18 protein-coding genes are annotated in these 13103 nt (G+C 61.8%); all 18 read right to left on the reverse strand.

Going from position 1 to position 13103, the window contains the following annotated elements; genetic code table 11:
- Positions 1-21 precede the first annotated feature (21 nt).
- The 18 genes from tatA to K0F85_RS22255 all read right to left on the reverse strand — a co-directional run bounded on the left by tatA (position 22) and on the right by K0F85_RS22255 (position 13055).
- Positions 22-258, reverse strand: coding sequence for a Sec-independent protein translocase subunit TatA (gene tatA, locus K0F85_RS22170; RefSeq protein ID WP_219118097.1), 237 nt, complete (start codon positions 256-258; stop codon positions 22-24).
- Between the two features lie 80 nt (positions 259-338).
- A complete protein-coding gene (locus K0F85_RS22175) occupies positions 339-710 on the reverse strand; it encodes a histidine triad nucleotide-binding protein (protein WP_219118098.1) in 372 nt (123 codons plus the stop codon).
- A 15-nt stretch (positions 711-725) separates the two neighbouring features.
- Positions 726-1097, reverse strand: a complete 372-nt coding sequence (locus K0F85_RS22180; protein WP_034753849.1) for a phosphoribosyl-ATP diphosphatase — start codon at positions 1095-1097, stop codon at positions 726-728.
- Positions 1094-1531: a phosphoribosyl-AMP cyclohydrolase gene (gene hisI, locus K0F85_RS22185; RefSeq protein WP_219118099.1), complete on the reverse strand. Its 438-nt coding sequence runs from the start codon at positions 1529-1531 to the stop codon at positions 1094-1096. Before hisI ends, K0F85_RS22180 begins: the two co-directional genes overlap by 4 nt.
- 26 nt (positions 1532-1557) lie before the next feature.
- A complete protein-coding gene (gene hisF / locus K0F85_RS22190) occupies positions 1558-2319 on the reverse strand; it encodes an imidazole glycerol phosphate synthase subunit HisF (RefSeq protein ID WP_070219637.1) in 762 nt (253 codons plus the stop codon).
- A 59-nt stretch (positions 2320-2378) separates the two neighbouring features.
- Positions 2379-3152: a 1-(5-phosphoribosyl)-5-[(5-phosphoribosylamino)methylideneamino]imidazole-4-carboxamide isomerase gene (hisA, locus tag K0F85_RS22195; RefSeq protein ID WP_101483221.1), complete on the reverse strand. Its 774-nt coding sequence runs from the start codon at positions 3150-3152 to the stop codon at positions 2379-2381.
- 53 nt (positions 3153-3205) lie between these two features.
- Positions 3206-3844 carry an imidazole glycerol phosphate synthase subunit HisH gene (gene hisH, locus K0F85_RS22200; RefSeq protein ID WP_219118100.1) on the reverse strand — a complete coding sequence of 213 codons (639 nt, stop codon included), beginning with the start codon at positions 3842-3844 and terminating at the stop codon, positions 3206-3208.
- A gap of 35 nt (positions 3845-3879) precedes the next feature.
- On the reverse strand, positions 3880-4470 hold the full coding sequence (hisB, locus tag K0F85_RS22205) for an imidazoleglycerol-phosphate dehydratase HisB (RefSeq protein WP_010402123.1): 591 nt from the start codon (positions 4468-4470) through the stop codon (positions 3880-3882).
- Between the two features lie 19 nt (positions 4471-4489).
- Complete coding sequence (gene hisC, locus K0F85_RS22210; protein WP_219118101.1) at positions 4490-5584, reverse strand: histidinol-phosphate transaminase; 1095 nt, start codon at positions 5582-5584, stop codon at positions 4490-4492.
- Positions 5585-5617: 33 nt separating this feature from the next.
- Positions 5618-6550, reverse strand: a complete 933-nt coding sequence (locus K0F85_RS22215) for a site-specific DNA-methyltransferase (RefSeq protein ID WP_374198774.1) — start codon at positions 6548-6550, stop codon at positions 5618-5620.
- Positions 6547-7872 carry a histidinol dehydrogenase gene (gene hisD, locus K0F85_RS22220; protein ID WP_219118102.1) on the reverse strand — a complete coding sequence of 442 codons (1326 nt, stop codon included), beginning with the start codon at positions 7870-7872 and terminating at the stop codon, positions 6547-6549. The genes K0F85_RS22215 and hisD overlap by 4 nt, the downstream gene beginning before the upstream one ends.
- A gap of 26 nt (positions 7873-7898) precedes the next feature.
- Positions 7899-8573, reverse strand: a complete 675-nt coding sequence (gene hisG / locus K0F85_RS22225) for an ATP phosphoribosyltransferase (protein WP_180977395.1) — start codon at positions 8571-8573, stop codon at positions 7899-7901.
- A gap of 6 nt (positions 8574-8579) precedes the next feature.
- On the reverse strand, positions 8580-9830 hold the full coding sequence (gene murA / locus K0F85_RS22230) for a UDP-N-acetylglucosamine 1-carboxyvinyltransferase (RefSeq protein WP_219118103.1): 1251 nt from the start codon (positions 9828-9830) through the stop codon (positions 8580-8582).
- Positions 9831-9834: 4 nt separating this feature from the next.
- Positions 9835-10071, reverse strand: coding sequence for a BolA family protein (locus tag K0F85_RS22235; protein WP_010402134.1), 237 nt, complete (start codon positions 10069-10071; stop codon positions 9835-9837).
- 61 nt (positions 10072-10132) lie between these two features.
- Positions 10133-10894 carry an ABC transporter permease gene (locus tag K0F85_RS22240; protein ID WP_099379209.1) on the reverse strand — a complete coding sequence of 254 codons (762 nt, stop codon included), beginning with the start codon at positions 10892-10894 and terminating at the stop codon, positions 10133-10135.
- Positions 10891-11808 (reverse strand): ABC transporter ATP-binding protein, encoded by a 918-nt coding sequence (locus K0F85_RS22245; protein ID WP_219118104.1) that lies wholly within the window; start codon positions 11806-11808, stop codon positions 10891-10893. The genes K0F85_RS22240 and K0F85_RS22245 overlap by 4 nt, the downstream gene beginning before the upstream one ends.
- 211 nt (positions 11809-12019) lie before the next feature.
- A complete protein-coding gene (locus tag K0F85_RS22250; protein WP_219118105.1) occupies positions 12020-12367 on the reverse strand; it encodes a lipid asymmetry maintenance protein MlaB in 348 nt (115 codons plus the stop codon).
- A gap of 52 nt (positions 12368-12419) precedes the next feature.
- The gene (locus K0F85_RS22255) at positions 12420-13055 is read right to left on the reverse strand and encodes a phospholipid-binding protein MlaC (RefSeq protein WP_219118106.1); all 636 of its coding nucleotides are present in this window, start codon (positions 13053-13055) and stop codon (positions 12420-12422) included.
- Between the last annotated feature and the right edge of the window lie 48 nt (positions 13056-13103).

The following is a 13103-nucleotide window of genomic DNA, read 5'->3' on the forward strand; positions in this document are numbered from 1 at the left end:
GGCAAGCGCCCCGCCACGCTATCAGAACTTGCTTTTCTCTTTCGTCTCGACGTCGATGGTGCTTTTGTCGGCCACTTGCGATGGCGCAGCAGGAGGGGTATTGGCTGCCGGAGCATCGTCGTCGCCCTTGACGCCATCCTTGAAGCCTTTGACGGCCTTGCCGATATCACCGCCGATATTGCCCAGTTTCTTGGTGCCGAAGACCAGCATCACAATGACCAGAACGATCAGCCAGTGCCAAATACTCAATGAACCCATCACATTCTCCTTGCGGGCCGGTGCCCGAATAGCGTCAACCAATGCCGGTAGTATACACGCGAACCCGGCGCACGGCGAAATCAGTGCTGGCCGCGCCAGGGGCGGGGACCGCCGTACACATGCATGTGCAGGTGATACACCTCTTGCCCGCCATTCGGGCCGCTGTTGATCATGGTCTTGAAGCCGCCGGCTGGCGTGCCATCGGCTTCATACGTGACGGCGCAGCCGAACTCGGCAGCGAGCTTCGGCGCCAGGCGCAGCAGCTTGCCCAGCATCTCCGTATGGCTGTCGTCGCAGTCCGACAGGCTGGCCACGTGGCGCTTCGGAATCAACAGCAGATGCACGGGGGCGGCCGGGTTGATGTCCTTGAAGGCCAGCAAGTCGTCGTCTTCATACACGATGGAAGAAGGAATTTGTTTTGCGGCAATCTTGCAAAAAATACAGTTATCCACGCACGCTCCAGTAGGTCAGTGTTTGTCGGTTTCGCCGGCGTCGCGCAGCTCATCCTTGCGTGCCGCCTTTTCTTCGAGGCCGGACAAGCCTTCGCGGCGCGCCAGCTCGTCGAGCACCTGCTGCGGCGTCAGGTCGAACTGCGCCAGCATCACCAGCGAATGAAACCACAGGTCGGCGCATTCATACAAGACCTTCGAGGGATCATTGTCGCGCCGCGCATCCTTGGCCGCCATCACCGTTTCCGTCGCTTCTTCGCCGATTTTTTTCAAGATGGCATCATCACCCTTGGCAAACAGGCGCGCGACATAGGAAGTGGCAGGGTCGCCGCCGTTGGCCAGCTTGCGCGATTCGATCACGGCCGCCAGGCGCTTCAAGGTTTCACTCATTTGCTCTTGCTTTCAGCGTAAATCGTGTCAGGGTCTTTCAGGACGGGCTCGGTGATGTGCCATTCGCCCGTTTTTTCGTCGCCTTCGAATTTCTGGAAGAAGCACGAATGGCGGCCCGTATGGCAGGCGATGCCGCCGGCTTGCTCGATTTTCAGCAAGACCACGTCTTCGTCGCAATCGAGGCGGATTTCCAGTACCTTTTGCGTGTGGCCCGATTCTTCGCCCTTGTGCCAGAGCTTCTTGCGCGAACGGCTCCAGTACACGGCCTCGCCCAGCTCCACCGTGCGCGCCAGCGCGTCGCGGTTCATCCAGGCGAACATCAGCACGTCATTGCTGCCCGCTTCCTGCGCGATCACGGGCACCAGGCCGTGCTCGTCCCATTTGACCTTTTTCAGCCATTTGGCATTGCTTGCTACGATGGTTCCGTTTTGCATGTTCTTCTATCCTGCTTGTATTTACTTTACGCCAGGCGCATAGGAATGCCCTGCTGCGCCATGAAACGCTTGGCTTCCTGTACCGTGTGCTGGCCATAATGGAAGATGCTGGCGGCCAGCACGGCATCCGCGCGGCCCACCTTGATGCCGTCGACCAGGTCTTGCAAGCCGCCCACGCCGCCCGAGGCGATCACGGGAATGCTGACGGCGTCCGACACGCCGCGCGTCAAGCCCAGGTCGAAGCCGACCTTGGTGCCGTCGCGGTCCATGCTGGTGAGCAAGATTTCTCCGGCGCCCAGACTCTCCATTTTACGCGCCCACTCGAACGCATCGAGACCGGTGGCAGTACGCCCGCCATGGGTAAACACTTCCCACTTGCCGGGCGACACCTGCTTGGCGTCGATGGCCACGACGATGCATTGCGAGCCGTGCTTTTGCGATGCCTCAAACACCAGTTGCGGGTTCGTCACGGCCGAGGTGTTGATGCTGACCTTGTCGGCGCCCGCGTTGAGCAGCCGGCGCACGTCTTCCACCACGCGCACGCCGCCGCCCACGGTCAGCGGAATGAACACTTGCGACGCCACGGCTTCGATGATGTCGAAGATCAGGCCGCGGTTGTCGCTGGACGCGGTAATGTCGAGGAAAGTGATTTCATCGGCGCCCTGCTCGTCATAACGGCGGGCAATTTCCACCGGGTCGCCGGCGTCGCGCAATTCCGTGAAATTGACGCCTTTGACGACGCGGCCATTGGTCACGTCGAGGCAGGGGATGATACGTTTTGCAAGCATGATGGTATCCAGATTGTCGCCAGGCCAGGGCACGCGCAGGCGCGCCCCGGCCGGCAGGCTTAAACGGCGGCGTCGGTCAGTTCGTCGGCGCGTTCTTGCGCCTGCGCCAGGTCGATCGTGCCTTCATAGATGGAACGGCCGCAGATCACGCCTTCGATGCCTTCGGCCTGGACCGCGCACAGCGCTTCCACGTCGCCGATATTGTGCAGGCCGCCCGAGGCGATGACGGGGATCTTGACGGCTTGCGCCAGCTTGACGGTGGCTTCGATGTTGATGCCGCCCATCATGCCGTCGCGGCCGATGTCCGTGTAGATGATGGATTCGACGCCGTAGGCTTCGAATTTTTTCGCCAGGTCGATCACTTCGTGGCCCGACATCTTGCTCCAGCCATCCGTTGCCACTTTGCCATCCTTGGCATCGAGGCCGACGATGATGTGGCCCGGGAAGGCGCCGCAGGCATCGTGCAGGAAGCCGGGGCTTTTCACGGCCGCCGTGCCGATGATGATGTAGGTGATGCCGGCGTCGAGGTAGCGCTCGATGGTGTCGAGATCACGGATGCCGCCGCCCAGCTGCACGGGGATTTCCTCGATGTCGTTTTCCACGGCGAAATCCTGCACTGCCTTCAGGATGGCCTTCACGGCGCCTTCGTTCTTCGGCTTGCCGGCAAAGGCGCCGTTCAGGTCGACCAGGTGCAGCCGGCGCGCGCCTTGCATCAGCCAATGGCGGGCCATGTCGGCCGGGTCTTCGGAAAATACGGTGGCAAGTTCCATATCACCTTGTTTCAGGCGTACGCAGTGACCGTCTTTCAGGTCGATGGCGGGAATAAGCAGCATGGTCAGTGTGGTTTAAAAGTGAGTGGGAGGCGGAAAAAGCCGGAGAGCTAACGTTAAGGTTGCCAGTGAACGAAGTTCTTGTACAGCTGCAAGCCAGCGGCAGCACTTTTTTCAGGGTGAAACTGTGTCGCGAAAATATTATCACGGGCGACGGCGCAAGCGAACGGCGCGCCATAGACAGTCTCGCCCACCGTGTGCGCCGCCTCTTGAGGTTGAGCAAAATAGCTGTGCACAAAGTAAAAATATGCGTTGTCGGCGATGCCATCCCACATCACATGGGGTGCCGTTTGCCGCACTTGGTTCCAGCCCATTTGCGGCACCTTGAAGCGCGAGCCGTCTTCCTGCACCTGGCCGTCGAGCTGGAAGCGCACGACTTTGCCTGGCAACAAGCCCAGGCCGGCCGCATCGCCCTCTTCGCTGCCATCGAACAGCATTTGCTCGCCGATGCACACGCCCAGCACGGGCTTGCTGTCGGCGGCGCGCAGCAGCGCTTCGAGCACGCCCGATTCGCGCAGGCTGCGCATGCAGTCCGGCATGGCACCCTGGCCCGGCAAGACGATGCGGTCGGCGCTGTCGATGTCTTCTACCGTGCCGGAAATGCGCACGTCGGCTTCCGGCGCCACGGCACGCAGCGCTTGCGCCACCGAGCGCAGGTTGCCCATGCCGTAATCCACCACCACAATTTTATTCATGTTTGATCTCGGAATCTACAGTGGTTCGCGGGCGCTTACAGGCTGCCCTTGGTCGATGGAATGATGCCGGCCGCACGCTCGTCGAGCTCGGCAGCCATGCGCAGCGCGCGGCCAAAGGCCTTGAACACGGTTTCGCACTGGTGGTGGGCATTCGTGCCGCGCAGGTTGTCGATATGTAATGTCACGCCCGCATGGTTGACGAAGCCGCGGAAAAATTCCAGCGTCAGGTCGACGTCGAAGCCGGCGATCATGGCACGCGTAAACGGAATGTGGTATTCGATGCCAGGACGGCCCGAGAAATCGAGCACCACGCGCGACAGCGCCTCGTCCAGCGGCACATACGCATGGCCGTAGCGGCGGATGCCCTTCTTGTCGCCGATGGCCTTGGCCACGGCCATGCCCAGGGTGATGCCGACGTCTTCCACCGTATGGTGGTTGTCGATATGCACGTCGCCCGTCGCTTCGATATCCAGGTCGATCAAGCCGTGGCGGGCGATCTGGTCCAGCATATGGTCGAGGAAGGGCACGCCGGTGTTCAGCTTTTGCTGGCCGGTGCCGTCCAGGTTGAGGGCGACGCGAACTTGCGTCTCATTGGTGTTGCGCGTGATTTCTGCGGTGCGGTTCATGGGAGGCTCTGGCGATAGGCTAAACGAGGGATGCCTTGAAGGCATCGTAAAAAAGGGAATTCTCTTCCGGGGTGCTGACGCTGATGCGCAGGCAATTGGCCAGCGCAGCATGCATTTTACTCATATTTTTAATTAAAACCCTGCGGGCAAGCAGTTTTGCACAAACATCGTCGGAATCAGCCACACGAATCAGAAGAAAATTTGCCTTCGAGGGAAATACGGTCACGCCGGGCAATTCCGCCAGGCGCAGCGCCAGCTCGTCGCGCGCGCTGTTGAGCAGATCCGCCTGCGCATTCAACACGTCGAGATGCGCGAGCGCGAATTCGGCCGCCGCCTGCGTCAGCACATTCACATTGTAGGGCGGGCGCACTTTTTCAAATTGCGCCAGCAGGGCCGGCGCGGCGGACATATAGCCGAGGCGGATGCCGGCCAGGCCCAGTTTCGACACGGTGCGCATCACCACCAGGTTCTCGAACTCGGGCAGGCGGCCCATGAAGCTGTGCTGCGCGAACGGCTCGTAGGCTTCGTCGACGACGGCGATGCCCGTGTCGCCGAGGGCGGCCAGGATGCGCTCGATGTCGGCGCTGGCAAACAGGTTGCCCGTCGGGTTGTTCGGATACGCGAGAAACACCAGCGCCGGGCGGTGCTCTTCGATGGCCGCCAGCATGGCCGGCATATCCAGGCTGAAGTCGGCCTGCAGGGGCACGCCGACGAAATCCATGCCGGCAAACTGCGCCGAGCGCGCATACATGACGAAGGCCGGCACGGGCGCCAGCAGCACGGCGCGCTTGCCCACTTCCTGGTGGGCGCAAGCCATCGCCAGGATGGAAATGAGTTCATCGGAGCCGTTGCCCAGCATGACGTCATAGCCGGCGGGCACGCCGAGTTTCTCGCAGATGGCTGCCTGCAGGCTGGCATAGGATGGCGGATAGCGGTTCAGCGCCACGCCGGCCAGGCGCGCGCCCAGTTCCTCGCGCAAATGCTGCGGCAGCGGATACGGGTTTTCCATCGCATCGAGCTTGATGTAGCCGCTGGCATCGGCCACCTGGTAGCTTTTGACGGCCCGCACATCGGAGCGCACGGTGTTGCTGATTAACTGATCGAGGAAAGACATGCTGCAAACACTCCTGATGAAATTAAATGGAGACTAAATGACGACGTCTTCCGGCACGGCGCTACTGCGCGCCTTGCGCGCCGGCGCTTTTTTGACGGCAGGCGGCTTCTTCACGGCGGCCGGCTTCTTGACAGCCGCCGGCTTCTTCGCAGCCGCCTTGGCGGGCTTCGGCGCGGCCGGTGTCGCCAGTTCCTGCGCCAATGCGGCCAGCCGCTGCTCGATGATGGCGCAGTAATCGGGGTTCAGCTCAAAGCCGACGAAATCGCGCCCACAGCGCTTCGCCGCCAGTGCCGTGGTGCCGCTGCCCATGAACAGGTCGAGCACCACGCCGCCGGGCGGGCACGAAGCCTTGAGCATGCGCTCGATGATTTCGAGCGGCTTTTGCGTCGGGTGGTCGGCCCGCTCCGGGTGTTCCTTGTGCAGGCGCGACACGCTCCACAAGTCTTTCGGGTTGTAACCCACTTCCAGCCATTTCGCGCCGATGAAGATCGAACGCGAACGGGCTTTCTTGGTGGCCGCGTCGTAGGCGATGCGCACCGCGTCAAGGTCGAAGTAGTAATCCTTGCGCTTGACGAAGAAGCCGATGGTGTCGTGCACCGATGAAAAGCTGCGCACGCTGCCGCCCATGGACGGCACGCGGCGGTCCCAGATGATTTCATTCATCATCGCCATGCGCTGCTTCAGCATGACGAAGATCTCCGGCGAGTAACGCCAGGTCAAAAAGATATACAGGCTGCCGTTGGCTTTCAGCTTGGGCAGCGCCGCATCGATCCACTCCTCCGTCCAGCGCAGGTAGTCGGCCACCGACTGCTGGTCCGAGGCATTGCCGTAATCCTTGCCCAGGTTGTACGGCGGATCGGTCAGGATCAGGTCCACGGAAGCATCGGGAATGCGCGCCAGCCCCGCCAGCGCGTCCTCGCAATACACCCGGTTGACCCAGTCCGGCCGCTCCGCCATATTCGTCATGGCTGCGGCTTCAAACGCAGTTCGGCGCTGCGCGCGTGCGCTTGCAAGCCTTCGCCATACGCCAGCGTGGCGGCGACACGGCCCAGGGTTTGCGCACCCGCTTCGCTCACGTGAATGATGGACGAACGCTTCTGGAAGTCGTACACGCCCAGCGGCGATGAGAAACGCGCCGTGCGCGAGGTCGGCAGCACGTGATTGGGGCCGCAGCAATAATCGCCCAGCGATTCGGACGAAAAGCGGCCCAGGAACATGGCGCCCGCGTGGCGGATCTGCTCGGCCCACTGCTGCGGGTTTTCCGCCGAGATTTCCAGGTGTTCCGCCGCGATGGCATTGGCGATTTCACACGCTTCTTGCATGCTGCGCACCTTGATCAGCGCGCCCCTGTCCTGCAGCGAAGTGCTGATGGTGGCCTGGCGCGGCATCGTCGACAGCAGCTTGGCGATGCTCTCTTCGACTTGGGCGATGTAGTCAGCGTCCGGGCACAGCAGAATCGCCTGCGCCAGCTCGTCGTGCTCGGCCTGCGAAAACAGGTCCATCGCGACCCAGTCCGGGTCCGTCGTGCCATCGCACAGCACCAGGATTTCGGACGGCCCGGCGATCATGTCGATGCCGACGATGCCGAACACGCGGCGCTTGGCGGCGGCCACATAGGCGTTGCCGGGGCCGACGATTTTATCGACGGCGGCAATCGTCTGCGTGCCGTAAGCCAGCGCGCCGACCGCTTGCGCGCCACCGATGGTGATCACGCGCGTCACGCCGGCAATCGCGGCGGCGGCCAGCACCATCTGGTTTTTCACGCCATCGGGCGTCGGCACCACCATGATGATTTCGCCTACGCCCGCCACATGCGCGGGAATGGCATTCATCAGCACGGACGACGGATACGCTGCCTTGCCGCCCGGGACGTAGATGCCGACCCGGTCCAGCGGCGTGATCTTCTGCCCCAGCACCGTGCCATCGGGCTCGGTGTAGCTAAACCCGCGCAATTCCTCGCGCTGGCGTTCGTGGAAGGCGCGGATGCGCTGCGCGGCGATCTGCAGCGCCTCGCGCTGGGCCGATGGCAAACCGTTCAGGGCCGCCTGCAATTCGGCCTGCGAAATATCAAAGGCCGCCATTTCTGCCGCGCCGCCATGCGGGATGCGGTCGAAACGGTTGGTGTATTCCAGTACAGCGGCGTCGCCGCGCGTTTTCACATCGGCCAGGATGCTGGCAACCGACGTTTCAATCGCCGCATCGGTGCCCGCCTCGAACGCCAGCAGCGTATCGAGCGATTGTTGGAAACCATCCTGGCTGGAATCGAGCTTGCGTATCTGTATCGGCATAATCGGCTTTCTGCTACTGAAGGTGTCTAGGCTTGCGAGGCGCGTTCAAACGCCTCGATAATCGGCTGCAAGCGCTCGCGCTTGAGCTTGAGCGCAGCCTGGTTGACCACCAGGCGCGACGAAATTTCCATGATGTGCTCGACCTCGACGAGATTGTTCGCGCGCAGAGTGCTGCCCGTGCTGACCAGGTCGACGATGGCGTCGGACAGGCCGACCAGCGGCGCCAGCTCCATCGAACCATACAGCTTGATCAGGTCGACGTGCACGCCCTTGGCGGCGAAATGCTCGCGCGCCGTGTGCACGAACTTGGTGGCCACGCGCAGACGCGCGCCCTGGTGCACGGCCTTTTCGTAGTCAAAACCGGCCTGCACCGCCACCGACATGCGGCAGGACGCAATATTCAGGTCGATCGGCTGGTACAGCCCTTCACCGCCGTGCTCGAGCAAGACATCCTTTCCCGCCACGCCGAAATCGGCCGCGCCGTACTGCACATACGTCGGCACGTCGCTGGCGCGCACGATGATGACGCGCACGTTCGGATCGTTGGTGGCCAAAATCAGCTTGCGCGAGGTCTCCGGGTTTTCCAGCACCTTGATGCCGGCCGCTTCCAGCAGCGGCATGGTGTCCTCAAAAATGCGGCCTTTCGAGAGCGCCAGGATCAGCTGGGAGCTGTCACCGTTGTTCGATCCGTTCATGCTCATTCCTTGTTATTTAATACGTACGATGTTGGCACCTACGGCGGACAGCTTCACTTCCATGCGGTCGTAGCCGCGATCGAGGTGATAGATGCGGTCGATCAGCGTTTCGCCGTCGGCCGCCAGGGCGGCGATCACCAGCGAGGCCGAGGCACGCAGGTCGGTCGCCATCACGGGTGCGCCGCGCAACTGCTTGACGCCGGCGATGATGGCCGTGTTGCCCTCGATGGTAATGTCGGCGCCCAGGCGGTTCATTTCCTGCACGTGCATGTAGCGGTTCTCGAAGATCGTCTCGGTGACGCGGCTGGCGCCGTTGGCAATCGTGTTCACGGCCATGAACTGTGCCTGCATGTCGGTCGGGAAGCCCGGGTATTCCGTGGTACGGAAGCTGACGGGGTTCGGACGGGCCGACATCTCGGCGCGGATCCAGTCGGCGCCGAAGGTCATCGTCAGGCCCATGGCGCGCAGCTTGTCGAGCGCCGCGTCGAGGATATCGGTGCGCACATTGCGCAGGGTGATATCGCCGCCGGTGGCCGCCACGGCGCACAGGAAGGTGCCCGTTTCGATGCGGTCGGCGATGACCGCGTGCGAGGCACCGTGCAAGGATTCCACACCCTGTATCACCAGGCGGCTGGTACCGATGCCGTCGATCTTCGCGCCCATGGCCACCAGCAGGTGGGCCAAATCGGTCACTTCCGGTTCGCAGGCGGCGTTTTCCAGGATGGTCTCGCCTTCGGCCAGGGTCGCGGCCATCAGCAGGTTCTCGGTGCCGGTGACAGTGATCATGTCGGTGACGATGCGCGCGCCTTTCAGCTTGGCGCACTTGGCGTAGATGTAGCCCGCCTCGATGCGGATCTCGGCGCCCAGCGCTTCCAGGCCCTTGATGTGCTGGTCGACAGGACGCGAACCGATGGCGCAGCCGCCCGGCAGCGAGACCTTGGCTTCGCCGAAGCGCGCCAGCATGGGGCCCAGCACGAGGATCGAGGCGCGCATGGTTTTCACCAGTTCATACGGCGCTTCCAGGGTGGTGATGGCGCTGCCGTTCAACACCACGCGATCGCCGTCCTGCTGCACTTTCAGGCCCGTCTGGCCCAGCAGCTTCAACATGGTGGCCACGTCGTGCAAATGCGGCACGTTCGTCAGGTCCAGGTCGCCCGCAGTCAGCAAGCCGGCGCACAGGATGGGCAGGGCGGCGTTTTTCGCGCCGGAGATGGCGATGTCGCCGTTCAGGCGGTTGCCGCCGTTGATGAGGAGCTTGTCCATGTGCTTATCCTTGGAATTCTTCGGGTGTCAGGGTTTTCATCGACAGCGCGTGGATTTCCTCGCGCATGCGGTCGCCCAGCGCCGCGTAGACGATCTGGTGGCGGGCGATCAAACGCTTGCCGGCAAACGCTGGCGAGACGATCACGGCCTGGAAGTGCTGGCCATCGCCCTCCACTTCGAGGTGCGTGCATTCGAGGCCGGCCGACAGATAGCCGTGGATCAGTTCTGGAGTGGTGGTCACGATAAGTCCTTGATATTGAATATTGTAGTAATGGGATGTGCCGCAATCAATGGCGCCGCAATTAGTGTCGCAATCTGTAACCGCTTTTCAGCAGGCGGATCGACGCCAGCGCCAGGATCACGAGGAAGCCGGCGACGATGGAAAGACTGAGCCACGGGCTGACGTCGGATACGCCGAAGAAGCCGTAGCGGAAGCCGTCGATCATGTAAAAGAAGGGGTTCAGGTGCGACACCGTCTGCCAGAACGGCGGCAGCGAATGGATCGAATAGAACACGCCCGACAAAAAGGTGGCCGGCATGATCAGGAAGTTCTGGAAGGCGGCCAACTGGTCGAATTTCTCGGCCCAGATGCCGGCGATCAGGCCCATGGTGCCCAGCATGGCGGCGCCCAGGAAGGCGAAGACGACGATCCACAGCGGCGCGACAAACGACAGGTCGGCGAACCAGCAAGTGATGGCAAACACGCCAAAGCCAACGGCCAGGCCACGCGCAACGGAAGCGAGTACATACGCCGAGAAGATTTCCCAGTGCGACAGGGGCGTCAGCAGCACGAATACCAGGTTGCCCGTGATCTTGGACTGGATCAGCGAGGACGAGGAATTGGCAAACGCGTTTTGCAGCACGCTCATCATCACCAGGCCGGGAATCAAAAAGGCCGTGTAGCTGACGCCGGGGCTAGGCTCCACGCGGCCGTCGAGCACGTGGCCGAAGACCAGCAGGTAGAGCATCGACGTGAGCACGGGCGCAGCCACGGTTTGCGTCGCCACTTTCCAGAAGCGCAGTGTCTCTTTATAGACGAGGGTGCGAAATCCTGTCGAAATCATACGGTACCTTTATCCATGATCTGCAAGAAGATATCTTCCAGGTCGGCTTGTTGCAATTGCATTTCATCGATCTCGGCACCCGATTCGCGCAGGCGGGCGAGGATGTTCTCGACTTCGCTGTATTCGTTGACGCGCAGGCTGAACTTGTTCGACGCCTGCTGTTCTTCCGGGTGCAGCACCAGATGCTGCAGGTCGGCCGGCAAGGCGCCGTGTTTCAGATGCACCTGCAGCTGCGAGCCGGCGATGCGGCGAATCAGGGCCGACATGGTGTCGAGCGCCACCACCTTGCCGGTTTTCAGCATGGCCACGCGCTGGCACATGGCTTGCGCCTCTTCCAGGTAGTGGGTGGTCAGCACGACCGTGTGGCCGCCTTCGCGGTTCAGCCGCGAGATGAACTTCCACAGGGTCTGGCGCAGTTCCACGTCAACGCCGGCGGTCGGCTCATCGAGCACGATAACGGGCGGCTTGTGCACCAGGGCCTGGGCCACGAGCACGCGGCGCTTCATGCCGCCGGACAGCGCGCGCATATTCGTGTCGGCCTTGCCGGTGAGGTCGAGGTTTTCCATGACCTCGTCGATCCACTTGTCGTTGTTCGGCAGGCCAAAGTAACCGGATTGCAGACGCAGAGTTTCGCGCACGGTGAAAAACGGATCGAACACCAGCTCCTGCGGCACCACGCCCAGGTTACGACGCGCATTGCGGAAGTCCTTGACCACATCGTGGCCGTGGATCTTGACGCTGCCCGCATCGGGGCGTATCAGGCCGGCGATGATGGAAATGAGGGTCGTCTTGCCGGCGCCATTGGGGCCGAGCAGGCCGAAAAACTCGCCTTCCTCGATGGCCAGCGACACGCCGTCCAGCGCCTTCAGCGATTTATAGCTCTTTTCTACATTCGTGATTTGAATTGCGGTCATGTGCTTGTTTCAAGTGTAATGCGTCTGGTGTGATGCGCCAGTTGCCGGAGACATCCAGGCCGGCAGGCCGGTGCAGGGTGCCACCTTCAGGCGAGGATGGCGCAACAGTCAATTATAGTTGGAAAATTCGTGGAACACTTGGGGATCAATCCGGCGGCGCTGCTGGCCTGCCGGCTTGAAAGCTACTGCTGATGCGGGGAGTGGGACAGGATCAATGATGATGCAGGTCGGACGGGCTGCGTTCGGCATGGCCATCGGTACTGGCGCAGTCGTCGGCGCTCAAAGTGCTCGAAACGAGCGAGCAGACGCCATACAGCTTGGTGAGGTTTTGCAGGTTGTTCGGCAGGTTTTTCAGCTCCAGCACGGCGCCGGCATCCTGCGCGGCGCGCTGCCACGTCAGCATGACGGAGACGGCGGCCGAATCGACGGTCTTGACGTTGCGCAAGTCAAACTTCGTCTGGCCCGAGCGGATGGCGTCCAGACCCTGCTCCAATGCCAAGGTGGCATTGTGCACGGTCAGGGAAGTCAGGGACTGCAAGGTGTCGAGAGAGTCGGGCATGGCGTCGGGCTGCGCTGGTCTGGAGCTGGGTCAGGAGCTATATGATAGCCGATTATTTGGCTTTGACGGCGGGACGACTGGCCAGGGACTTGTTTTTCGCGACCAGGGTCTTGATCAGGCCATCGATGCCACCCTTGCTGATCTCGCTGGCGAAGCTGCTTTTATACGTTTCCACCAGCCACGCGCCGAGCACGTTGATGTCATAGATCTTCCACCCGGACGGGGTTTTCGCCACGCGGTAGTTCAGGGGCACGGGTTCACCGCGCGCCATATTTACTTGCGAGCGCACTTCCACTTCCGTATCGCCAGGGTCGGCGCGCAGTGGCTTGAATTCCACGGTTTCATTCTTGATCTGCGACAGGGCGCCCGAATACGTGTAGATCAGCAAGGTACGAAATTCCGCAGCCAGCTGCTTTTGCTGATCCGGCGTGGCATCGCGCCAGAAGCGGCCGGCGGCCAGGGCCGTCATGCGCTGGAAATCCACGTACGGCAAGATCTTGCTTTCCACCAATTCAGTGACGCGCTTGATATCGCCAGCCTGGATGGCCTTGTCAGCCTTGGCCGTGTCGATCACGTCCTGGCTGATACGCTTGACCAATACGTCCGGCGCTTCCACGGCGGGGGCAGCCTGCGCGGCGGTGGCAAAGGCGATGGTCGCCATCGCCAGCAATTGTTTCATCAATTTCATGGTTTTACCTTTCATGGTCTTGCTATGCACCGGCTGGCGTTGATCGCA

Origin of the sequence: Janthinobacterium sp. UMAB-56 (assembly GCF_900095265.1) — a bacterium.
In the GTDB taxonomy this organism is placed as follows: Bacteria; Pseudomonadota; Gammaproteobacteria; order Burkholderiales; family Burkholderiaceae_D; genus Janthinobacterium.